General features: G+C 73.1%; 21 protein-coding genes. 15 read left to right on the top strand and 6 right to left on the bottom strand.

Annotated features, from left to right (window positions below; genetic code table 11):
- Positions 1-5 precede the first annotated feature (5 nt).
- The 4 genes from OHA65_RS09060 to OHA65_RS09045 all read right to left on the bottom strand — a co-directional run bounded on the left by OHA65_RS09060 (position 6) and on the right by OHA65_RS09045 (position 3,585).
- The gene (locus tag OHA65_RS09060) at positions 6-320 is read right to left on the bottom strand and encodes a DUF1876 domain-containing protein (protein WP_329313063.1); all 315 of its coding nucleotides are present in this window, start codon (positions 318-320) and stop codon (positions 6-8) included.
- Between the two features lie 111 nt (positions 321-431).
- Positions 432-1,139, bottom strand: a complete 708-nt coding sequence (locus tag OHA65_RS09055) for a gamma-glutamyl-gamma-aminobutyrate hydrolase family protein (RefSeq protein WP_327282616.1) — start codon at positions 1,137-1,139, stop codon at positions 432-434.
- Between the two features lie 109 nt (positions 1,140-1,248).
- Positions 1,249-2,715: an ethanolamine permease gene (eat, locus tag OHA65_RS09050; protein WP_327282615.1), complete on the bottom strand. Its 1,467-nt coding sequence runs from the start codon at positions 2,713-2,715 to the stop codon at positions 1,249-1,251.
- Between the two features lie 123 nt (positions 2,716-2,838).
- On the bottom strand, positions 2,839-3,585 hold the full coding sequence (locus OHA65_RS09045; protein ID WP_371646370.1) for a FadR/GntR family transcriptional regulator: 747 nt from the start codon (positions 3,583-3,585) through the stop codon (positions 2,839-2,841).
- Positions 3,586-3,662: 77 nt separating this feature from the next.
- Here OHA65_RS09045 and OHA65_RS09040 point away from each other — a divergent pair, with 77 nt between their 5' ends.
- The 4 genes from OHA65_RS09040 (at position 3,663) to OHA65_RS09025 (ending at position 8,681) form a co-directional block, all read left to right on the top strand.
- Positions 3,663-5,027, top strand: a complete 1,365-nt coding sequence (locus OHA65_RS09040; protein WP_327282613.1) for a glutamine synthetase family protein — start codon at positions 3,663-3,665, stop codon at positions 5,025-5,027.
- 44 nt (positions 5,028-5,071) lie between these two features.
- Positions 5,072-6,451, top strand: coding sequence for an aldehyde dehydrogenase family protein (locus OHA65_RS09035; RefSeq protein ID WP_327282612.1), 1,380 nt, complete (start codon positions 5,072-5,074; stop codon positions 6,449-6,451).
- 5 nt (positions 6,452-6,456) lie between these two features.
- Positions 6,457-7,248, top strand: coding sequence for a 3-oxoacyl-ACP reductase (locus OHA65_RS09030; RefSeq protein WP_327282611.1), 792 nt, complete (start codon positions 6,457-6,459; stop codon positions 7,246-7,248).
- A 137-nt stretch (positions 7,249-7,385) separates the two neighbouring features.
- Positions 7,386-8,681: a haloacid dehalogenase-like hydrolase gene (locus OHA65_RS09025; protein WP_327282610.1), complete on the top strand. Its 1,296-nt coding sequence runs from the start codon at positions 7,386-7,388 to the stop codon at positions 8,679-8,681.
- On the opposite strand, the gene OHA65_RS09020 is transcribed toward OHA65_RS09025, so the two are convergent.
- Positions 8,678-9,883, bottom strand: coding sequence for an amino acid deaminase/aldolase (locus tag OHA65_RS09020; RefSeq protein WP_327282609.1), 1,206 nt, complete (start codon positions 9,881-9,883; stop codon positions 8,678-8,680). The genes OHA65_RS09025 and OHA65_RS09020 overlap by 4 nt on opposite strands.
- 318 nt (positions 9,884-10,201) lie before the next feature.
- Between OHA65_RS09020 and OHA65_RS09015 the strand changes: the two genes are divergently transcribed.
- Genes OHA65_RS09015 through OHA65_RS09005 form a run of 3 tightly spaced genes read left to right on the top strand, consistent with a single transcriptional unit; the run spans position 10,202 to position 12,893 of the window.
- A complete protein-coding gene (locus OHA65_RS09015) occupies positions 10,202-10,969 on the top strand; it encodes a hypothetical protein (protein ID WP_327282608.1) in 768 nt (255 codons plus the stop codon).
- On the top strand, positions 10,966-12,150 hold the full coding sequence (gene mycP / locus OHA65_RS09010; protein ID WP_327282607.1) for a type VII secretion-associated serine protease mycosin: 1,185 nt from the start codon (positions 10,966-10,968) through the stop codon (positions 12,148-12,150). The genes OHA65_RS09015 and mycP overlap by 4 nt, the downstream gene beginning before the upstream one ends.
- Positions 12,151-12,152: 2 nt before the next feature.
- On the top strand, positions 12,153-12,893 hold the full coding sequence (locus OHA65_RS09005; protein ID WP_327282606.1) for an SseB family protein: 741 nt from the start codon (positions 12,153-12,155) through the stop codon (positions 12,891-12,893).
- Positions 12,894-12,975: 82 nt separating this feature from the next.
- Here the strand turns inward: OHA65_RS09005 and OHA65_RS09000 are convergent, their stop codons facing one another.
- Entirely contained in the window at positions 12,976-13,362 is a 387-nt protein-coding gene (locus tag OHA65_RS09000) for a DUF1844 domain-containing protein (protein WP_327282605.1), read from the bottom strand.
- 401 nt (positions 13,363-13,763) lie between these two features.
- On the opposite strand from OHA65_RS09000, the gene infC reads away from it, so the two are divergent.
- The 8 genes from infC to OHA65_RS08960 all read left to right on the top strand — a co-directional run bounded on the left by infC (position 13,764) and on the right by OHA65_RS08960 (position 22,590).
- Positions 13,764-14,495 (top strand): translation initiation factor IF-3, encoded by a 732-nt coding sequence (gene infC / locus OHA65_RS08995; protein WP_327282604.1) that lies wholly within the window; start codon positions 13,764-13,766, stop codon positions 14,493-14,495.
- Between the two features lie 103 nt (positions 14,496-14,598).
- Positions 14,599-14,793 (top strand): 50S ribosomal protein L35, encoded by a 195-nt coding sequence (rpmI, locus tag OHA65_RS08990; RefSeq protein ID WP_327282603.1) that lies wholly within the window; start codon positions 14,599-14,601, stop codon positions 14,791-14,793.
- A 100-nt stretch (positions 14,794-14,893) separates the two neighbouring features.
- Complete coding sequence (gene rplT / locus OHA65_RS08985; RefSeq protein ID WP_008741875.1) at positions 14,894-15,286, top strand: 50S ribosomal protein L20; 393 nt, start codon at positions 14,894-14,896, stop codon at positions 15,284-15,286.
- 119 nt (positions 15,287-15,405) lie between these two features.
- Positions 15,406-16,272 carry an RNA methyltransferase gene (locus OHA65_RS08980; RefSeq protein WP_327282602.1) on the top strand — a complete coding sequence of 289 codons (867 nt, stop codon included), beginning with the start codon at positions 15,406-15,408 and terminating at the stop codon, positions 16,270-16,272.
- 56 nt (positions 16,273-16,328) lie between these two features.
- Positions 16,329-17,552 carry an ATP-binding protein gene (locus tag OHA65_RS08975; protein WP_327282601.1) on the top strand — a complete coding sequence of 408 codons (1,224 nt, stop codon included), beginning with the start codon at positions 16,329-16,331 and terminating at the stop codon, positions 17,550-17,552.
- A gap of 162 nt (positions 17,553-17,714) precedes the next feature.
- On the top strand, positions 17,715-18,842 hold the full coding sequence (gene pheS / locus OHA65_RS08970) for a phenylalanine--tRNA ligase subunit alpha (RefSeq protein WP_327282600.1): 1,128 nt from the start codon (positions 17,715-17,717) through the stop codon (positions 18,840-18,842).
- Positions 18,842-21,370, top strand: coding sequence for a phenylalanine--tRNA ligase subunit beta (gene pheT, locus OHA65_RS08965; RefSeq protein ID WP_327282599.1), 2,529 nt, complete (start codon positions 18,842-18,844; stop codon positions 21,368-21,370). The genes pheS and pheT overlap by 1 nt, the downstream gene beginning before the upstream one ends.
- Positions 21,371-21,549: 179 nt before the next feature.
- Positions 21,550-22,590: a PP2C family protein-serine/threonine phosphatase gene (locus OHA65_RS08960; protein WP_405755287.1), complete on the top strand. Its 1,041-nt coding sequence runs from the start codon at positions 21,550-21,552 to the stop codon at positions 22,588-22,590.
- Positions 22,591-22,805: the final 215 nt, after the last annotated feature.

Raw genomic sequence — 22,805 nt, 5'->3', positions numbered from 1 at the left:
AGGACCTAGTGACCCATGTCGGGTCGGGTTTGGGCGTCCTGGGGCCAGCCGTAGGCCGTGCGCGGGGGGTCCGGGGCCACGCCCATCGCGGCCAGGTCCCGGTCGGCGGCGCGGGACAGCTGACCGGCGAGGTCGCGCATGGCCCGGCTCGCCGCGAGCTCGTCCCCGATGGAGGCGACCTCTGCGTCCCCGGGGTTGCAGCGGGCCGAGCCGCGGCCGACCAGCTGCCCCGTGCCGGTGTCCAGTACGGCCCGGGCCCGGGTGGTGCCGCCCTCCTCGGTCAGCGAGACGCCGACCTTCCATTCCGCGTTGTGTGTCATGGCGCGCCTCGTCACTCCTGGACGGCCTTGTCGGTCGTACCTCCAGTCTTCCGACCTGCCCGACGGCCCGCACGTCGGCACCGGCAGCGGCGTCAGGCACCGGCAGCGGCGTCAGGCCGTGACGGCCGCCGGGGCGAGCGAGGCCGCTTCGACCAGGGAGGACATGACACGAGTGTCCTTGTCGCGTTCCGGGTGCCATTGGACGCCGAGGACCCAGTGGGCGGGGTCGGGGAGTTCGATGGCCTCCACGGTCCCGTCGAACGCGTGGGCCGAGGCGACCAGGCCGCGGCCCAGCCGGTCGACCGCCTGGTGGTGGTAGGTCGGGACCTCCGCCTCCTCGGGAACCAGCGCCGCGTACCGCGTGCCCGCGACCGGGCGGACCGGGTGCCAGGACATGACACCCGGGGCCGCCGCATGGCCGTCGATGTGCTGGATCAGCGTGCCGCCCAGGGCCACGTTCAGCGCCTGCATGCCCCGGCAGATGCCCAGCACCGGCATGCCCGCCGCCAAGGCCGCCTCGATCAGGGCGAGTTCCCACTCGTCCCGGACCGTCGCGGGAGCGCCCGTACGCGGGTGCCGTTCGGCTCCGTAGCGGGCCGGGTCCACATCGGGGCCGCCCGCGACGACCAGTCCGTCCAGCCGGCCCAGTACCTCCGCCGCCGATCCGGGTTCGTCCGGCGGGAGCAGCACGGCCGCGCCGCCCGCCGCCCGGACGAGTTCGTGGTACCCGGTGGGTACGAGGGACGTCGCAACGTCCCACACCCCGTAGCGGGTGGATTCCTCCACGTAGGTCGTGATGCCGATGAGCGGCCTGGGCACGGTTGCTACCTCCAGGGGGCAGGGGGCAGGGGGCAGGGGGCAGGGGGATCGGGGACGGGGAGCGATCGGTCCCGGATCGCTCCCGGATCCGTTCCTGATCAGTCGTGGGTCAGTCGCGGGTCAGTTCCGCCTCGGCCTCCGCGAGCGCCGCGAACTCCTCCTCCGGCGCGGAGGCCACCAAGTGGTGCCGACTGTAGAACGCGAAGTAGGCGAGGGCGACCGCGTACACACCCAGTGCGATGAACGCCGCGTCCTTGTCGACCAGGAAGGTGGCCACCAGTGCCGACAGGGCCAGGGCGAAGGCCACCGAGGAGGTGGCGATGCCGCCGGGGGTGCGGTACGGGCGCTCCAGGCCCGGCTCCCGCTTGCGGAGCACGATGTGGGACAGGGCCATCAGCGCGTACGAGATCGTCGCGCCGAACACCGCGATGTTGAGCATGCGCGGGCCGTTCCCGGTGGCCGCGGCGAGCGCGAAGCCGATCGCGCCGGGGATGAGCAGGCCCAGGTACGGGGCCTTGCGCTTCGAGGTGAGGGAGAGGAAGCGCGGCAGGTAGCCGGCACGTGACAGGGCGAACAGCTGGCGCGAACCCGCGTAGATGAGCGAGAAGAACGAGGCCACGAGCCCGGCCAGGCCCGCGTAGTTGACGAAGGTCTTCAGCCAGGACAGGCCCGGGTTTCCGTCGAGGGCTACGACGAGCGGGTTGCCGGCGTCCTTGATGGCGTCCGCGCCGCGCGCACCGGTCGAGGCGAGGAAGGTCAGCAGGGCGAGCAGGACGAGGATGCCCATGGAGATCGACAGGGCCCGCGGCATGGACCGCACCGGGTCCTTGGCCTCTTCGGCGGCCAGCGGTACGCCCTCGACGCCGAGGAAGAACCACATGCCGAAGGGGAAGGCCGCCCAGATGCCGAGGAGGCCCAGCGGCAGCCAGGAGCTCGATCCGGCGGCGGTGGTGTCCACGGCGATGTCGTCGAGGTGCGAGGGGTCGAACTCGGTGAAGGCGCCCAGCGCGAAGACGATCAGCGCGAGTACGGCGACCGCGGTGACGACGAGGGAGAAGCGCAGCGCCTCGCCCACGCCCCACAGGTGGATGCCGATGAAGATCGCGAAGCAGGCGAGGTACACGGGCCAGCCGGAGGTCAGGCCGAACAGGTGCAGGGATTCGACGTAGTCGCCGATGAAGATGGAGATCGCGGCCGGGGCCAGGATGTACTCGATGAGGATCGCGGTGCCGGTGAGGAAGCCGCCCCAGGTGCCGAGCGCCCGGCGGGCGAAGCCGTAGCCGCCGCCCGCCGTGGGCAGGATCGCGGACAGCTCCGCGAGGGAGAAGACGAGGCAGGCGTACATCGCGCCCATGAGGGCGGTGGCGATGGCGAGCCCGCCGAAGCCGCCCTGGGCGAGGCCGATGTTCCAGCCGGAGAAGTCGCCGGAGACGACGTACGCGACGCCCAGACCGGTGAGCAGCAGCCAGCCGGCGCTGCCGCGGCGCAGCGTACGCCGTTCCAGGTAGTCGCCGCCCTCGGGTGACGTGGTGGGTTCAGGTACGGCTACGAGCCGTGCCTCGGTGTCGTCGGCCATGTGCGCTCCTGCCTAGGGCAATGGTTGTGGGGCGTACCTTTGCCGTACGGGAGTGGAGTGCGCAAGACCCCTGCGTTAAACAGGGGTTACGAAAACCTCTCGGGCCGCCCCGTGTCGGCCGTTCTAGGTCAGGAATCCCCGGAGCAGCGCCGCGGTCCCGCAGCAGTGCTCGCGCATCACCTCGCGCGCCGCGTCCGCGTTGCGCTCCAGCACCGCCTCCACGAGCGTGCTGTGCTGCTGCTGCGAGTGCTCCAGGTTCCGCACCAGCAGCGGGATGCAGTCCAGCAGGTCGTTCACGCTGGCCCGGACGGCGGCGTACTGGGCCGTGAGGGTGGCGGAGCCGGCGAGCTCGCACAGGGCGAGGTGGAAGAGGGTGTCCTGGCGGCGGTAGTCGGGCAGCGGCGCGTCGTGGGTGGCGTTCAGCGCGGCGAGCAGACGCTCGGAGCCCTCCTCGGTGAGCCCCTGGGAGGCGCACAGTCCGGCCGCGCCCACCTCAAGGACCTCGCGGAAGCGCAGTACGTCCTCGATGTCCACGCCCACCACGCGCCGGCGCAGCTCGTCCTCGGTGCCCGCGGCCGGGGTGTCGGGGCGCGGGAGCACGAACGTCCCGCCGTACCGCCCGCGCCGGGCCTCCACCAGGCCCTGGTCCTGGAGCACCTTCAGCACGTCGCGCAGGGTGACCCGGCTGATCCCCATTCGCTCCGCCAGCTCGCGTTCGGGCGGCAGCCGTTCCCCGCCCGGCACCAGACCCAGCCGGACCACCTGGAGGATCTGCTCCAGCGCCTCCTCGAAACCGTTGCCCGCCCGCACCTGCCGCAGCACCGGATTCAGCCGCGCGATCGCGCCGCCTTCGCCCGTCGTGTCGGTCATCTCGGCTCCTCCCCTTCCCAAGCAATGGTTCTATTCAATACCTTAGGCCTCCTCGGCTCACCGAAGGAGAGATTCCAGTGGTAGACCGCAAGCCGCCGCTCGCGCCCGAAGAGCTCCGTGCCCTCGTGGCGAGCGGCGAGATCGACACCGTGGTCCTGGCCTTCCCCGACATGCAGGGGCGGCTCCAGGGCAAGCGGTTCGCCGCACAGTTCTTCCTCGACGAAGTCCTCGCGCACGGCACCGAGGGATGCAACTACCTCCTCGCCGTCGACACCGAGATGAACACCGTCGACGGATTCGAGATGTCCTCCTGGGACCGGGGCTACGGCGACTTCGCCATGCACCCCGACCTCGCGACCCTGCGCCGGATCCCCTGGAACCCGGGCAGCGCGTTCCTCCTCGCCGACCTCGCCTGGAACGACGGCACCCCCGTGGTCGCCGCGCCCCGGCAGATCCTGCGCCGCCAGCTCGAACGCCTCGCCGGGCACGGGTACACGGCCATGGTCGGCACCGAGCTGGAGTTCATGGTCTTCCAGGACACCTACGAGCAGGCCTGGAACGCCAACTACCGCGGCCTGACCCCCGCCAACCAGTACAACATCGACTACTCCGTCCTCGGGACCGGCCGCATCGAGCCCCTGCTGCGCCGGATCCGCAACGAGATGCAGGCCGCGGGCCTGACCGTGGAATCGGCGAAGGGCGAGTGCAACCTCGGCCAGCACGAGATCGCCTTCCGCTACGACGAGGCGCTGACCACCTGCGACCAGCACTCCGTCTACAAGACCGGCGCGAAGGAGATCGCCTCCCAGGAGGGCGTCTCGCTCACCTTCATGGCCAAGTTCGACGAGCGCGAGGGCAACTCCTGCCATATCCACCTCTCGCTGGGCGACGCCGACGGGCACAACGCGATGGCCGGTGACGGCCCGGGCGGAATGTCACCGGTGATGCGGCACTTCCTGGCCGGTCAGCTGGCCGCGCTGCGCGACTTCTCCCTTCTCTACGCCCCGAACATCAACTCGTACAAGCGTTTCCGGCCGGGATCCTTCGCGCCGACCGCCGTCGCCTGGGGCGTGGACAACCGGACCTGTGCGCTCCGAGTCGTCGGCCACGGCCGCTCCATGCGCTTCGAGAACCGCCTCCCCGGCGGCGACGTCAACCCGTACCTCGCCGTCGCCGGCCTGGTCGCGGCCGGGCTCTACGGCGTCGAGAACCGCCTCGAACTGCCCGAGGCCTGCGCGGGCAACGCGTACACGGCCGATTTCGCCCACGTTCCCACCACCCTGCGGGAGGCCGCCGAGCTCTGGGAGAACAGCGAGATCGCCAAGGCCGCCTTCGGCCCCGAGGTCGTCGCCCACTACCGCAACATGGCCCGCGTGGAACTGGACGCGTACGACTCCGCCGTCACCGACTGGGAGCTGCGCCGCTCCTTCGAACGCCTGTAGTCACGCCACCGGAAACCCTGAACCGCACACCTGAGAGGCACCACGTGTCCGACGCGCTGGCCCCGGCCCATTTGACCGTGCTGAATCCGGCCACCGAGGAAATCGTCGCCACCGTCCCGGCCGCCACACGGGACGACGTCGACGCCGCAGTCGCCCGGGCCGCCGCGGCCCAGCGCGGCTGGGCGGCGGCAGCCCCCGCCGACCGGGCCCGGCTCCTGCGCCGGTTCGCCGCCGTGGTCGACGGGCACGTCGAGGAACTGGCCCGACTGGAGGTCCGCGAGGCCGGGCACACCATCGGCAACGCCCGCTGGGAAGCGGGCAACGTCCGTGACCTGCTCGAATTCGCGGCCGGGGGAGTGGAACGGCTCTCCGGACGGCAGATCCCCGTCGCCGGCGGCATCGACGTCACCTTCCTCGAACCCCTCGGCGTCATCGGCGTGATCGCCCCGTGGAACTTCCCCATGCCGATCGCCGCCTGGGGCCTCGCGCCGGCCCTGGCCGCCGGGAACGCCGTCCTCCTCAAGCCCGCCGAAACCACCCCGCTCACCGCGCTGCGCCTCGCCGAACTCGCCCTCGAAGCCGGGATCCCCGAGCACCTCTTCCAGGTGCTCCCCGGCCACGGGACGGTCGCCGGCGACGCGCTCGTCGAACACCCCGGCGTCGCGAAGATCGTCTTCACGGGATCCACCCCGGTCGGCAAGCAGATCATGGCCAAGTGCGCCGACCGGGTGAAGCGGGTCACCCTCGAACTCGGCGGCAAGAGCCCCAACATCGTCTTCGCCGACGCGGACCTCGAAGCCGCCGCCGCGGCCGCGCCGATGTCCTTCCTCGACAACACCGGGCAGGACTGCTGCGCCCGTACGAGGATCCTCGTCCAGCGCTCCGCCTACGACCGCTTCCTGGAGCTGCTCGCCCCCGGGATCGAGGGCGTGCGCGTCGGCGACCCCGCCGACGAGAAGACCCAGATGGGGCCGCTGATCTCCCGAGTACAACTGGACCGCGTACGGTCGTACGTCACCGACGACCTCACCGCGATCCGCGGCACCGCCCCCGAAGGCCCCGGCTTCTGGTACCCGCCGACCCTCGTCACGGACGTCGCCCCCACCGCGCCCGTGGCGGCCGAGGAGGTCTTCGGCCCCGTCGCCGTCGTCCTCCCCTTCGAGGACGAGGAGGACGCCGTACGCCTGGCCAACACGACCGAATACGGCCTCTCCGGCTCGCTCTGGACCCGCGACATCGGCCGCGCGCTGCGCGTCTCGCGCGCCGTCGCCGCGGGCAACCTGTCCGTCAACTCCCACAGCAGCGTCCGCTACTGGACCCCCTTCGGCGGCTACAAGCAGTCCGGCCTCGGCCGCGAGCTCGGACCCGACGCCCTCACCGCATTCACCGAGACCAAGAACGTCTTCATCAGCACGGAGGCCTGAACCGCATGTCCACTTCTGACACCGAGATCGTCTGCCGCCGCCTGGTCGGCCGCACCGCCGTCATCACCGGAGCCGGCAGCGGCATCGGCCTCGCCACCGCCCGCCGCCTGGCCTCCGAGGGCGCCAACGTGGTCTGCGCCGACATCGACGAGACGGCCGGCAAGGCCGCCGCCGAGGAGGTCGGCGGGACCTTCGTCAAGGTCGACGTCACCAGCCCGGAGGAGGTCGAAGCCCTCTTCAAGACCGCCTTCGACACCTACGGCTCCGTCGACATCGCCTTCAACAACGCGGGCATCTCTCCTCCGGACGACGACTCGATCCTCACCACCGGCCTGGAGGCCTGGAAGCGGGTCCAGGACGTCAACCTCACCTCCGTCTACCTGTGCTGCAAGGCCGCCCTCCCGTACATGCAGCGCCAGGGCCGGGGCTCCATCATCAACACCGCCTCCTTCGTGGCCATCATGGGCGCCGCCACCTCCCAGATCTCCTACACCGCCTCCAAGGGCGGCGTGCTCGCCATGTCCCGAGAGCTGGGCGTCCAGTTCGCCCGCGAGGGCATCCGCGTCAACGCCCTGTGCCCGGGCCCCGTCAACACCCCGCTGCTCCAGGAGCTGTTCGCCAAGGACCCGGAGCGGGCGGCCCGCCGCCTCGTGCACATCCCGCTGGGCCGGTTCGCCGAGCCCACCGAGATCGCGGCAGCCGTCGCCTTCCTCGCCAGTGACGACTCCTCCTTCATCAACGCCACCGACTTCCTGGTGGACGGCGGCATCTCCGGCGCGTACGTGACGCCCCTGTAGGCCGCCTCCGCCGACGGGCGGGCGCCCCGAGCGTTCACCCGCACTCCATCCCTCCGACAGCCGGGCGTCGCACGACGCCCGGCTGTCGTGTTCTACCGTCCGAGATGATCTTCGTAGGAAACAGGGAGTCCACCTCAGTGACCCGACCCGACACCGTCCGACGGTTCCAGGCCGTCGGCGCCGCCGTCGCGATGGCCGCAGGCGCCCTCGTCGTCACCGCACCCGCCGCCGAGGCCCGGGCCGGCGCCCACTGCACCACCCCGCGGCTCGCCGCCGGCTGGTACGGGGACAACCAGGCCCGGCTCCAGCAGCTGATCGACGCGTACGGCACGTGCAATCCGTACCGGCCCAGCCGCACCAAGCCCGTCGCCGTCTTCGACTGGGACAACACCGTCGTCAAGAACGACGTCGGCGACGCCACCATGTACTGGCTGCTGCGCAACGGCAAGATCCGCCAGCCCGCCGCCGGGGACTGGACGGCCACCAGCCGCTACCTCACCCCGACCGCCGCCAAGGCCCTCGCCGCGGCCTGCGGTTCCCTCGCCGCTCCCGGCACCCCGCTGCCCACCGCCGCCACCGAGGGCGCGGGCTGCGCCGACGAACTCGCCGCCGTCTACGGCACCGCCGCCACCCGCACCGGCGCCGCCGCCTTCACAGGCTGGGACCACCGCACCATCGAGCCCGCGTACGCCTGGCTGCCCCAGCTGATGCAGGGCTGGACCGCCCGAGAGGTCCGCGGCTTCGCCGCCGCCGCGCGGGCTGAGAACCTGGCCGCGCCCGTCGGCGCCACGCAGCGGGTCGGCACCGGCACCGTCACCGGCTGGGTCCGCTACTACGACCAGCAGAAGGACCTCATCGGCGGGCTCCAGAAGGCCGGGTTCGACGTCTGGATCAGCTCGGCCTCGCCGCAGCCGGTCGTCGAGGTGTGGGCCAAGGGCGTCGGCGTCGACGCCGACCACGTCATCGGCATCCGCAACACCACCACGTCCGGCGGGAAGTTCACCGCGCACCTGCAGGGCTGCGGCTCGGTGGAGGACGGCGCCGACACGATGATCACGTACATCGACGGCAAGCGCTGCTGGATCAACAAGGAGGTCTTCGGCGTCCGCGGTCCGGCCGCCGAGAAGGTCCAGCCGGCCGCGCGCCGCCAGGTGTTCGCCGCGGGCGACTCCGACACCGACGTCTCGTTCCTGCGGGACGCGACCGCGCTGCGGCTCGTGGTGAACCGGAACAAGAACGAGCTGATGTGCCGCGCGTACGACAACAGTGACGGCAAGTGGATCGTGAACCCGATGTTCATCGAGCCGAAGAAGCAGAAGAGCAGCCCGTACCCGTGCTCGACCACGGGCTACACGGACCACGACGGCACCGCGGGCCCCGTCCGCCGGGGTGACACCAGCGTCATCCCCGACCAGACGGACACCGTCCACTAGAGGAACGTGCGGCCCTCGCCCCGGTACGTCGGGACGGTGGCCGTCACCCGGTCGCCCTCGACCAGGTGCAACGCGTCGAAGCGCTCGCACAGTTCCCCCGCCTTCGCGTGCCGGAACCAGACCCGGTCGCCGATCAGCAGATCGTCGGCCGGACTGCCGAGGAGCGGAGTCTGCACCTCGCCGGCCCCCTCCTGGGGGTCGTAGCGCAGACCCTGCGGCAGGTACGGCTCGGGAAGCCGGTCCGCGCCGGCCGCGCCGGAAGCGGGATATCCGCCGCCGAGCACGGTGACGACGCCGACGCCGGGCCGGCGGACCACCGGCTGCGCGAACAGCGCCGCCGGACGGCCGCGGAACGACGTGTAGTTGTCGAACAGCCGCGGTACGTAGAGACCCGAGCCGGCGGCGATCTCCGTGACGGCGTCCTCGGTGGCGGTCTGCTGCACGCTGCCGGTGCCGCCGCCGTTGACGAACTCCAGGTCCGGGACGACCGCACGGACGGCCCGTACCGCCTCGGCACGGCGGGCCGCGAGTTCCTTGCGGGCCGTCGCCTGCATCAGCCGGATGGCGCGGGAGCGCAGCGGGCGCCCGGCTAGCGCGTCGCCGACGCCGGCTACGTGGCCCTCGTAGCCCATGATCCCGACGACGCGGAAGCCGGGCCGGGCGCACACCGCACGGGCGAGATCCGCGAGCCCGGCCGGATCGCGCAGCGGCGAACGCCGGGCGCCGACGCGGACCCGGCCGCCGAACAGGTGCAGCGCGGTGTCGAGTTCGAGGCAGACGCGGACCTCGTGGGTCCCCGAGTCGCGGGAGCGGTCGATCAGCTCCAGCTGGGCCGGGTCGTCGACCATGACGGTGACGGCCGCTGCCAGCTTGGGGTCCCCGGCGAGCTCGGCGAAACCGGCGCGGTCGGCGGAGGGGTAGGCGAGGAGCACGTCCTCGAACCCGGAGCGGGCCAGCCAGATGGACTCCGCGAGGGTGTACGACATGATCCCGGCGAACCCGGGCCGGGCGAGGACCCGTTCGAGGAGCGCGCGGCAGCGGACGGACTTGCTGGCCACGCGGATCGGCTTGCCGCCGGCCCGGCGGACGAGATCGTCGGCGTTGGCGTCGAACGCGGCGAGATCGACGATGGCCAGGGGCGCGTCGAGATGCGCGGTGGCCCGGTCGTAGCGGGCCCTGTCTCCACCGGCGGGAAGATTCATGGGCGGCAGCCTGCCAGAAGGTCGTACCGGGGGGTAGGGGTCTACACCGGGGCGGCCCCCGGGCCCCCGGTGCGCGCCGCCGCCCCGGACCCCGCGCCTCGAACACCGGCGGGGCGGGGCCGGCCCCGGCGGTCGCGGCGGCGGGGCGGCGGGGCCGGACGGTGCGGGCGGGGCGGGGCGGGGCGGGGTCGGGGTGGCGCGGGGCGGGGTGGTGCTGCCGGGCCGGGCGCGCGGGGGTCGTCGGCGGCCGGAGGGGTGGTGCGGGGGCGCGTAGAGTACGGGCAGGCAGCCGTACGGAACGGGGGGCGGAGCCGCCGGATGACCACGTCTACACCGCAGACCGCGGTCCTGGGCGAGCCCGGGCCCGCGCCCGAATCCGTACCGGCCCGCAGGGCCCTCGCCGCCGCGCTGTGCGCCCTGCTCGGAGTGGGTCTGGTCGGCGGAGCCGGCATCAGCGGCTGGGCCGAACAGCGCGCCGCCCACCACCCCTTGGCCGCCGATGCCGCCTACCGCAAGGCCGGCTCGCTCTGGCGCGCGACCCCCGTGGACACCCTGTTCCCGCCCGTCCTGGACGGCGCCGATGCCGGCCCCGGCGGCGCCGACCGCACCTGGACCCGGGTGGCGCTCGCCCCCGACGCCGACTGCGGGCCCGCGCTCGCCCCCGACTGGCGGGCGGCCCTCACCGCCACCGGCTGCACCAGGGTCCTGCGCGCCACCTACACCGACGCCACCCGCAGTTCCCTCGTCACCGTCGGCCTGGTCTTCACCTCCGCCGACGCCCCGGCGATGGCGGCCCTGCGCGGACACCTCCCCGCCCCGCCCGGCTACGGCTTCGCCGACAGCCAGCGCGCCGCGTGGACCGCGTCCGTGCCGGCCGCGGCGCCCGTCGTGGTCTACGCCGTCTCCGCCTTCACCGACGGCCGCACCCTGGACGCCCCGCGTCCCGCCGAGGACGCGATGCGGCGGGACGCCACCGGAGCCGTCGCCCAGGCGGGCCTCGGCCACGAGGCCAAGGCCGTCGCCGACCGGACGGAGCGCACCGTGAGCACCCTCGCCGCGCCGTCCTCCGCGTCCAGGACCCGGTGAGCCGGCCCCGGGCCGCCACGGCCCTGGTACTCGGCGCCCTACTCGTCGGCGCCACCGCGCCCCCGGCCGCCGCCGACGCCATCCGCGACCGCCAGTGGGGCCTGACGGCCCTGCGCGCCGAGGAGGCCTGGGGCATCACCCAGGGCGACGGCGTCACCGTCGCCGTACTCGACACCGGGGTCGACGCCACCCACCCCGACCTGGCCGGCCAGGTCCTCGACGGCACCGACCTGATCGGCATGGGCGCCGGCCGCGGCGACCGCGCCTGGGCCCGGCACGGCACGGCCATGGCCGGGATCATCGCCGGGCACGGCCACGGCCCGGGCCGCCGCCAGGGCGTCCTCGGCGTCGCCCCGAAGGCGAGGATCCTCCCCGTCCGCGTGATCCTGGAAGAGGGCGACCCCGGCCGGGCCAAGGCGCGCGAGAGCAAGGGCGGGGCCCTCGCCGACGGCATCCGCTGGGCCGCCGACCACGGCGCGAACGTGATCAACCTCTCCCTCGGCGACGACAGCGACTCCGCCCACCACGAGGCCGCCGAGGACGAGGCCGTCCAGTACGCCCTCGCCAAGGGCGTGGTCGTCGTCGCCTCCGCGGGCAACGGCGGCCGGCTGGGCGACCACGCCTCCTACCCCGCCGCCTACCCGGGGGTCATCGCCGTCACGGCCGTCGACCGCGACGGCCGCAAGGCCGCCTTCTCCACCCGCAGCTGGTACGCCACCGTCAGCGCCCCCGGCGTCGACGTCGTCATCGCCGATCCGGACCGCTCCTACTACGAGGGCTGGGGCACCAGCGCCGCCTCGGCCTTCGTCTCCGGCGCCGTGGCCCTCGTCAGGGCCGCGCACCCGGACCTGTCCCCGGCCCAGATCAGGAAACTGCTGGAGGACACCGCCTCCGACGCCCCGCCGGGCGGCCGCGACGACGCCCGCGGCCACGGACTGGTGGACCCCGTCGCCGCCCTCCAGGTCGCCGACACGCTGCGGGCCGAGCCGCTACTGCCCACGCCCGTCGCGGCCGGGCAGCCGTACTTCGGCGCCGGCCCCGAGGCGGTCCGCGCCGCCGGGCGGGGTGCCCGCCTCGGTGCCCCGACGGCCGCGGGCGCCGGGCTGGCGCTGCTCGTCCTGGCCGCCGTTCTGGCCCGGCGCCCGCGAGGGGCCCGGCGGGAGCGGGATAGGGTCGGGTAACTGTGGCGAACAAAAACATTCCCGACCCCGGCTACTCCGACGACGACGGCTCCGCCGACCCCCGGCTGAGCGCGGCCCTGGCCGCCTGGGCCGAAGACCGGGCGAAGGAGCCGCAGGTGCTGGCCGCCCTCAAGGGCGCCCGCCTGCTGGTCCCGGTCGTCGCCGTCCTCGGGGAGGTCGAGACCGACCCGGAGACCGGCCTCAAGCGGGAGAAGACCAGCGACATGGCCGTCCCCACCCTGCGGGCGGGGGACCGGCGGGCACTGCCCGCGTTCACCTCCACCGCCTCGCTGGCGCTGTGGGACCCGGCCGCCCGCCCGGTCGCCGTCCCACTGCACCAGGCCCTGGCGGCCGCCGCGCACGAAAAGGCCGACACCGTGGTCCTGGACCTGGCCGGTCCGGTCACCTACCAGCTCACCGGACCCGCGCTGCTCGCGCTGGCCGAGGGCCGCACCGACGCCGGCCCGCTGGCCGACCCCGCGGTGCGGGACGCCGTACGGGCCGCGGTGGCGGCCGAGCCGGCCGTGCTCCGCGCCCACCTGGGACCGGGCGGGGCGGACGCCGACGGCACGCTCGCGATCGTCCTCGCCGCCGGCGCGCAGGCCCACACCGCGGCCCGCCGCGTCGCCGAGGCGCTGGCCGCCGACGAGACCCTGCGGGCCCGCCTGGTGCGCGGACTGGACCTGGCCCTGCTCCCGGAGGAGGCCCCGGCACCGGCCGGAGAGCCGCTGTTCACCCGCTGACGTCTGCGGGGGGTGCGCGAAAGGGCCCGGGGCGACGCCCCGGGCCCTTCCCGTGTTCCTCGCGCTGCGTGCGCCGGCCGGCTCAGCCGAAGACCGGACCCGTGAACTTCTCGCCCGGACCCTGACCCGGTTCGTCCGGCACGATCGAGGCCTCGCGGAAGGCGAGCTGGAGCGACTTCAGGCCGTCGCGCAGCGGGGCCGCGTGGAAGGAGCTGATCTCGGTGGCGCTCGCCGTGACCAGGCCGGCCAGGGCCGTGATCAGCTTGCGGGCCTCGTCGAGGTCCTTGTGCTCGGAGTCCGGCTTGTCCAGGCCCAGGTTGACCGCCGCGGCGCTCAGCAGGTGCACGGCCACCGTGGTGATCACCTCGACGGCGGGCACGTCCGCGATGTCGCGGGTCATGGCGTCGTAGTCGGGAGCGTCCGGCGTGCTGCCGGCCTCGGGGGCGGGGGTGGGGGTCGCGTCAGTCATGCCTCACACGATAAGCCGGGCCGCCCGGGCCGCCGACCGGCCCCCGGCCGGGCGCCCGCCCGGCGCCGGGCCACCGTCGCGCGGGGCGGCACCGGGTGAGCGGACCCGGCTCGGAATGCTATATTGGGCTGACGACCGGCCGGAGACGCATGTCCCCGGCCCACAAGTGGAGGCTCCGCTCTCCCACCCGACCACCCTCCGGGGCGGCGGGTCACCGGTCAGGTGGCATCCATCGTTCCGTACGGACGATGGAAAGCTGCCCGAGTCTGCGCCCCGCGATCGCATGCGGCGGTGCTCCGGTTGTATTGGAGCCCCTGCCTGTGCCTCGGCGGGGCATTTTTCATGTTCCGCCGCGGTTGGTCTGACGACATCAGACGTCAGCGGCTGTCTGCCAGGCAGCCGTGTGGTGCTACCGAGGAGGATCCATCAGCACCGAGCCCCGCATCAACGACCGGATTCGCGTTCCCGAGGTACGACTCGTCGGTCCCAGCGGTGAGCAGGTCGGCATCGTGCCGCTTGCCAAGGCCCTTGAGCTGGCGCAGGAGTACGACCTCGACCTGGTCGAGGTCGCGGCGTCCGCACGCCCGCCGGTCTGCAAGCTCATGGACTACGGCAAGTTCAAGTACGAGTCGGCCATGAAGGCCCGTGAGGCGCGCAAGAACCAGGCGCACACGGTCATCAAGGAAATGAAGCTCCGGCCGAAGATCGACCCGCACGACTATGACACCAAGAAGGGTCACGTCGTTCGGTTCCTCAAGCAGGGCGACAAGGTCAAGATCACGATCATGTTCCGTGGTCGCGAGCAGTCCCGGCCGGAACTCGGCTACCGACTGCTGCAGCGTCTCGCTTCGGACGTCGAGGACCTCGGGTTCATCGAGTCGAACCCGAAGCAGGACGGCCGCAACATGATCATGGTCCTCGGTCCGCACAAGAAGAAGACCGAGGCGATGGCCGAAGCCCGCGAGGCGCAGGCCGCCCGTAAGGCCGAGCGCCAGGGTGTCGCCACCGACGAGGCTCCTTCCGAGGAAGCCCCCGTCGAGGAGGGCACCGAGGTCGTCTCTGCCGAGGCCACCGAGGAAGCCTCTCCCGAGGCCACCGAGGACGCCTCTCCCGAGGCTCCGGCCGAGGCCTGATTCCGGGGCAGCCCGCCTCGGATCACCGACAAACATGACGCTCCTGGGCGCCGGTCCTTCACCGGACCGGCGGGGGCGCCACCGACGAGGAGATAACGGCGCTATGCCGAAGAACAAGACGCACAGCGGTACCAAGAAGCGCTTCAAGATCACCGGCTCCGGCAAGGTGCTCCGTGAGCGCGCCGGCAAGCGCCACCTGCTTGAGCACAAGTCGTCCCGTCTGACCCGCCGCCTCACCGGCAACGCGGAGATGGCCCCCGGCGACGCCGCGAAGATCAAGAAGCTTCTCGGCAAGTGACGTCCTCCGCTCCCGTGCCGGGAGCGGACGTCAAGACCGGGACCCCATCGAATTCGGGCCGTGTGACGACACCCACGGCCCCGCTACAAGGAGTTAAAAAGTGGCACGCGTCAAGCGGGCAGTAAACGCCCACAAGAAGCGCCGGGCGATCCTCGAAGCGGCCTCCGGCTACCGCGGTCAGCGTTCGCGCCTGTACCGCAAGGCCAAGGAGCAGGTCACCCACTCGCTGGTCTACAACTTCAACGACCGCAAGAAGCGCAAGGGCGACTTCCGTCAGCTGTGGATCCAGCGCATCAACGCCGCTGCCCGCCAGAACGGCATGACGTACAACCGCCTCATCCAGGGTCTGAAGGCCGCCAACATCGAGGTGGACCGCAAGATCCTCGCGGAGCTGGCCGTCAACGACGCCAACGCTTTCGCCGCGCTCGTCGAGGTTGCGCAGAAGGCGCTTCCGGCCGACGTGAACGCCCCGAAGGCCCCCGCTGCCGCCTAAGCAGCAAGCCCTTCACAGGCTTCAGCCCGGACCCGCAGGCCCTGCGCCTGCGGGTCCGGTGCGTTGTGACCGATCCACCTGTTTAGACCCGCAGTACGTACGGAAGCGAGCCGACCGCCATGGGTACCCCCGCCCCCGCCGAGCTGATCTCCCCCCGATCCCCGCGGGTGGCCGCCGCCAGGCGACTGGCGCGGCGCAACTTCCGCACCAAGGAGCGCCGGTTCATCGCCGAGGGCCCCCAGGCCGTCCGCGAGGCCGTCGAGCACCGCGGCGCCGAGGGCACGTCGACCCTGATCGAACTGTTCGCGACCGTCGAGGCCGCCGAGCGCTACGCCGGGATCATCGAGGCCGCGCTGGCAGCCGGGGCGCGCGTCCACTACGCCTCCGACGAAGTGCTCGCCGAGGTCTCGCAGACCGTCACCCCGCAGGGCCTCGTCGGCGTCTGCCACTTCCTCGACTCGCCGTTCGAGGACATCCTCAAGGCCGGGCCCAAGCTCGTCGCAGTCCTCGCCCACGTCCGCGACCCCGGGAACGCCGGCACGGTGCTGCGCTGTGCGGACGCCGCCGGAGCGGACGCGGTCGTCCTGACCGATGCCTCCGTGGACCTCTACAACCCCAAGTCCGTACGGGCCTCCGTGGGCTCCCTCTTCCACCTGCCGGTGGCGGTCGGCGTCCCCGTGGAAGAGGCCGTCGAGGGGCTCCGCGCGGCCGGTGTGCGCATCCTCGCGGCCGACGGGGCCGGCGAGGACGACCTGGACGCCGAGCTCGACGCGGGCACCATGGGCGGCCCCTCGGCCTGGGTCTTCGGCAACGAGGCGTGGGGCCTGCCCGAGGAGACCCGGGCCCTCGCGGACGCCGTCGTACGCGTTCCGATCCACGGCAAGGCCGAGAGCCTGAACCTCGCCACGGCCGCCGCCGTGTGCCTCTACGCGTCCGCGCGTGCACAGCGGGCTCCCGGAGGGTGCCGCTCCGTGACCCCCAGCTAGTAATGTGGCGGCCCGGGGGGCCCACTGCGCTACTCGGAGATGTGGGGTACGAGGACATGACCGTGGGTACGAACAGCTCGCCGGGGGCCGTGAAGGCGCCCGGGACGACGCCGTCCCTGGCGGCCGTGCCCCCGCAGGGCGCGGGCCGCGCCGCAGGGGCCGCACCGGAGCCGTGCGGCGTCCCCGAATTCGATGCGATCGGCATCGACCCCGACGACCTGCCCGACGGGCTCGTCGTCGCCGACCACACCGGCCGGGTGATCTGCTTCAACTCCGCCGCCGGCCGGATCACCGCACTGGCCCCCGGCGAGGCGCTCGGCCGGCGCATCGACCGGGCACTGCCGCTGGAGGACCTCGACGGCCGCCGCTGGTGGGCGCTGACCGACCCGTACGGGGGCCTCGCGACCCGGCGCGGCCAGCCCGAGCGCAACCTCCTGCTGCCCGGCGGCCGCGAGGTGCTCGTCTCCGCCCGGTACGTGCGCACGCACCCCACCGGCCCGCTGCGCCGCCTGGTCGTCACCCTGCGCGGCACCGAGGCACGCCGCCGCACCGAGCGCAGCCACGCCGAGCTGATCGCCACCGTCGCGCACGAGCTGCGCTCGCCGCTGACCTCCGTCAAGGGGTTCACCGCGACCCTGCTCGCCAAGTGGGAGCGGTTCACCGATGACCAGAAGCGGCTGATGCTGGAGACCGTCGATGCCGACGCCAACCGCGTCACCCGGCTGATCACGGAGCTCCTCGACATCTCCCGCATCGACTCGGGCCGCCTGGAGGTGCGCCGCCAGCCGGTGGACATCGCCACCGCCGTCGGCCGCCACGTCCAGGCGCTCACTGCGAACGGCCAGTCGCCCGACCGGTTCCTCGTACGGGTCAGCTGCTCGCTCCCCGCGCTGTGGGCCGATCCGGACAAGATCGACCAGATCCTCGGCAACCTCCTCGAAAATGCGGTGCGCCACGGCGAGGGAACGGTCACCATCGACGTGTCGCCGGCCGCAGGTCCGGCGGTCTCCGCAGGCATGACCGACGCAGCCAAGACCGAGAAGGGAACCGCCGTCACCGTGACCGATGAGGGCCCCGGGATCCCGGAGGAGTCGATGGGCCGCGTCTTCACCCGCTTCTGGCGGGGGAGCAAGCGCGGCGGCACCGGCCTGGGCCTGTACATCGTCAAGGGCATCGTGGAGGCCCACGGCGGCACCATCACGGTCGGCCGCGGCCCCGGAGGCGGCGCCGAGTTCCGATTTATCCTGCCCGTGGGTGCGCCTGCCTACCTCACGCAGTGACCCTGCGGAGCGTCTCGCCAGGCGGCCCACGGGCTCCTTCACCCCCGGCGACCTTTAGACTCGTCCTTTGGCACCTTTGGGACTCGTCCGAATCTGTCGATCGAGACGGTCGAGCGCATCGTGCGGGGTTCCACCAGCCAGCCATCGGAAGTACGGGAAGAGATGTCGGCACCGAACAAGTCGTACGACCCTGTCGAGGTCGAGGCACTGAAACCGGAAGAGATCGAGCGCATGCGGGACGAGGCGCTCGCCGCCTTCGCGACCGCCGGCGACCTCGACGCGCTGCGTGAGGCGAAGACCGCGCACATGGGCGACCGCTCGCCCCTGGCGCTCGCCAACCGCGAGATCGGCGCCCTGCCGCCGCAGGCCAAGGCCGAGGCGGGCAAGCGCGTGGGCCAGGCCCGCGGCGCCGTGAACAAGGCCTTCGGGGCCCGCACGGTCGAGCTCGAAGCCGAGCGCGACGAGCGGGTGCTGGTCGAGGAGGCAGTGGACGTCACGCTGCCGTACGACCGCGTCCCCGCCGGTGCCCGGCACCCCCTGACCACGCTGATGGACCGCATCGCGGACATCTTCACGGCCATGGGCTACGAGGTGGCCGAGGGGCCCGAGGTCGAGGCGGAGTGGTTCAACTTCGACGCCCTCAACTTCACGCCCGACCACCCGGCGCGCCAGATGCAGGACACCTTCTTCGTCCAGGGGCCGGAAGGCACCGAGGGCGACGAGTCCGGCGTCGTGCTGCGCACCCACACCTCCCCGGTGCAGGCGCGCTCGCTGCTCGACCGGGAGCCGCCCGTGTACGTGGTGTGCCCGGGCCGGGTGTTCCGCACCGACGAGCTCGACGCGACGCACACCCCGGTCTTCCACCAGGTCGAGCTGCTCGCCGTCGACGAGGGCCTGACCATGGCCGACCTCAAGGGCACCCTGGACCACATGGTCCAGGCGCTCTTCGGCAAGGACATGACCACCCGGCTGCGCCCGAACTTCTTCCCGTTCACCGAGCCGTCCGCCGAGATGGACATGCAGTGCTACGTGTGCCGCGGCGAGTCGGTGGGCAACCCCGACCGTCCGTGCCGCACCTGCTCCAGCGAGGGCTGGATCGAGCTCGGCGGCTGCGGAATGGTCAACCCCAAGGTGCTCATCGCCTGTGGTGTGGACCCCGAGAAGTACAGCGGGTTCGCCTTCGGGTTCGGCATCGAGCGGATGCTGATGTTCCGCCACAACGTCGAAGACATGCGAGACATGGTCGAGGGTGACGTCCGGTTCACCCGGCCGTTCGGGATGGAGATCTGATGCGGGTCCCGCTTTCTTGGCTGCGGGAGTACGTCGACCTGCCTGCGGGCGAAACCGGTCGTGACGTACAGGCCAAGCTCATCGACGCCGGTCTTGAGGTCGAGACCGTCGAACAGCTCGGCGCGGGCCTCAAGGGCCCCCTGGTCGTCGGCCAGGTGCTGACCATCGAGGAGCTTGAGGGCTTCCGCAAGCCGATCCGTTTCTGCACGGTGGACGTCGGCCGGGCCAACGGCACCGGCGAGCCGCAGGAGATCGTCTGCGGTGCGCGGAACTTCTCCGTCGGCGACAAGGTCGTCGTGGTCCTCCCCGGCGCCGTGCTGCCCGGCGACTTCGCGATCGCCTCGCGCAAGACGTACGGCCGCACCTCGCACGGCATGATCTGCTCGGGCGACGAGCTGGGCATGGGCGACGACGGTACCCACGGCATCATCGTGCTCCCCCCGGAGCACGAGGTCGGAACCGACGCGATCGAGCTGCTCCAGCTGGTCGACGAGGTCCTCGACATCGCCGTCACCCCGGACCGCGGCTACTGCCTGTCGATGCGCGGCGTGGCCCGCGAGACGGCCACCGCGTACGGCCTGCCGCTGCGCGACCCGGCGCTGCTCGACGTGCCCGCGCCGAACTCGTACGGCTACCTGGTCAAGATCGACGACCCGGCCGGCTGCGACCGCTTCACCGCCCGTACGGTGACCGGCCTCGACCCCGAGGCGAAGTCCCCGATCTGGCTCACGCGGCGCCTGCAGAAGGCCGGCATGCGCCCGATCTCGCTCGCCGTCGACGTCACCAACTACGTGATGCTCGAACTGGGCCAGCCGCTGCACGCCTACGACCGCTCCCGCCTGGACGGCGCCATCGGCGTGCGCCGCGCCGAGCAGGGCGAGAAGTTCACCACGCTCGACGGGGTCAAGCGCACGCTCGACGCCGAGGACCTGGTGATCACCGACAACAGCGGGCCGATCGGCCTCGCCGGCGTCATGGGCGGTGCCAACACCGAGATCGCCGACTCCGTGACCGACCCCGAGACGGGCGTCGTCTCGGGCACCACGGACGTCGTCATCGAGGCCGCGCACTTCGACGCCCTGACGATCTCGCGCAGCGCCCGCCGTCACAAGCTCGCCTCCGAGGCGTCCAAGCGCTTCGAGCGCGGCGTCGACCCGCAGGCGGCCTCCGCGGCCGCCCAGCGGACCGTCGACCTGCTGGTGCTGCTCGCGGGCGGCACCGCGGAGGCCGGCGTCACCGAGCTCACCGCCCCGGGCGCCCCGCGCACCATCGCGATGCGCGCGGACCACCCCGACCGGGTCGCGGGCATGGACTACGGCCGCGAGACCGTCGTCCGCCGCCTCCAGGAGGTCGGCTGCGACGTCTACGGCCAGGACGAGCTCGTCGTGACCGTCCCCTCGTGGCGGCCCGACCTCGCCGAGCCCAACGACCTCGCCGAAGAGGTCATCCGACTGGAGGGCTACGGCAACCTCCCGTCGACCCTGCCGCAGCTGCCCTCCGGCCGCGGCCTGACCGCCCGGCAGCAGCTGCACCGTCGGGCCGGCCGCGCGCTGGCCGGCGCGGGCTACGTCGAGGCGCTCAGCTACCCGTTCGTGGGCGAGGGCGTCTTCGACCAGCTCCAGCTGCCCGCGCACGATGCCGCCCGCCAGGTCGTCAAGCTGGTCAACCCGATCTCCGACGAGGAGCCGGCGCTGCGCACCACGCTGCTGCCGGGCCTGCTGGGCGCGCTGCGCCGCAACGACAGCCGGGGCAGCCACGACCTGGCCCTCTTCGAGACCGGTTCGGTCTTCCGGGCCGGCAAGCAGCCGGGTGTCGCCGTACGACTGCCCGTCGACCGGCGTCCGACGGCCGAGGAGATCGGCACGCTGAACGCCGCCCTGCCGGCCCAGCCGCGGTACGCCGCGGTCGTGCTGGCCGGTGCGCGCGAGCAGGCCGGCTGGTGGGGCAAGGGCCGCCCCGCCGACTGGGCGGACGCCGTGCAGGCCGCGCGCTCGCTGGCCGTCGAGGCCGGCGCGGAGCTCGTGGTGCGCCAGGGCCAGTACGGTCCGTGGCACCCGGGCCGGTGCGCCGAGCTGATCGTCACCCTGAACGGGGTGGAGACGGTCATCGGCCACGCCGGCGAGCTGCACCCGCGCGTCGTCAAGGCGATGGGCCTGCCGGCCCGCACCAGCGCCATGGAGCTCGACCTGGACCGCCTCGCGGCGGCCGGCGGCGGCGCCGTGCAGGCGCCCCGGATCTCCACCTTCCCGGTGGCGACCCAGGACGTCGCGCTGATCGTGGACGCTTCGGTTCCGGCGGCCGCGGTCGAGGCCGCGCTGCGCAAGGGAGCCGGCGAACTGCTGGAGTCCCTGCGGCTGTTCGACGTGTTCACCGGCGAGCAGGTCGGCGAGGGCAAGAAGTCCCTGGCGTACGCGCTGCGCTTCCGCGCGGCCGACCGCACGCTGACGGCCGAGGAGTCCACGGCCGCGCGCGACGCGGCGGTGGCACTGGCCGGCGAGCGCACGGGTGCGGTGCTGCGCGGCGCGTAACCGCCGCCGCGGCTTGAGGGGTTGAGGGGCGTGTCCGGACCACCGGACGCGCCCCTCACTCATTCGGGTGAGAAGGCCTTCGAGCCGCGTCCGCCGTTCCGGGCGGTCGACACAATCGTTGCGGCCGAGGGGAGGCCGGAACGATGATCACGCGCGGGGAGATGCCCCAGGTGCGCCGGGTGAGCGTCCTTGCACGGGGCGGCGCCGCGGTGTCCTCGGGGCTGTCCACTCCCCGGGTGCTCGGGCCCGGCCTGGCCGGCTGCGCGGCGGTCCTGTTACTGGCGACCGGATGCGCGCTGCACGTCCGGCGCGGCCTGATCACGGAGCTGCGGCGCGCGCAGGAGATCGCGGGCGCGGCGCAACGGGCCGTCCTACGGCCGCTGCCGGGGCGGATCGACGGGCTGACCCTGTCGGCGGCGCAGCTGTCGGCGAGCCGGGGCGCGGCGGTGGGAGGCGACCTGTACGAGGCCGTGCCGACGGCGTACGGGGTGCGGGTGGTCATCGGGGACGCACGGGGGCACGGACTGCCCGCGCTGGGCGCGGCGGCGGCGGTGCTCGGAGCGTTCCGGGAGGCGGCGTACGACGAGCCCGCGCTGGGCGGGGTGCTGGTGCGGATGGAACGGGCGCTGGCCCGGCACGTCCGTGCCCGCGCGGAGGAACCGGCGGAGGAGTTCGTGACCGTGCTGCTGCTCCAGATCGGTACGGACGGCTCCGTGACGGCCCTGAACTGCGGCCACCCTTGGCCGTACCTCCTGCGCGAGCCGCAGCCACCCCGGCCCTGCGGGGCCACTGCGCGCCACCAGCCGGCCTCGCCGGCGTGCGAGGCGCGGGTCCGGGCGGAGCCCGGGAAACGCAGAAGCGGCGGGGCGGGGGAAGGCTCCGCGCAGCGGGTCACGCACGTGCAGACCCTCGACGGGGGTGAGACGTGGCCGCCGCTGGGGGTCGCGCCCGTCCCCGACGGGCTGGCCGGGGAGGACTGCGGGCAACTGCAGGCCGGCGACGCCCTGTTCCTGCACACCGACGGCGCCGAGGACGCACGTGACCGTGACGGCCGCTTCTTCCCCCTGCGCAGCGTGCTCGCGCAGCATCCGCCGGCGGACACGCCCGCGCGGCTGGTCGCGGACGTGCATGCCGCCCTGCTCCGGCACACCGGAGGCCGACTCGCCGACGACGTCGCCCTGCTGGTGCTGCGCAGCGACCGCGGCGGGCCCGGCCGCTGAGCCGGGACCGCACACCGGGCCCGGTGGGAGGGCCCGGCGCGCGTCCTTCCCGGCCCCTGCCGGGGCCCGGCGACCAACCGGGCGCCGGCGGAGCCGGAGCGCGCCGCCCGCCTGCCATGGAGTGTCGGGCAGACAGCAAGGCGGGCGGCGCGGGGCGGGTCGTCGCACTGTACGAGGGGGAGCCGACGACCCGAGCTGCCTCTTTGGCGAGGCTC

The sequence above is a fragment of the Streptomyces sp. NBC_00045 genome (assembly GCF_045041095.1).
Taxonomy (GTDB): domain Bacteria; phylum Actinomycetota; class Actinomycetes; order Streptomycetales; family Streptomycetaceae; genus Streptomyces.
The sequence above is the reverse complement of the archived record's forward strand: the minus strand, read 5'-3'. Positions and strand labels throughout refer to the sequence as shown.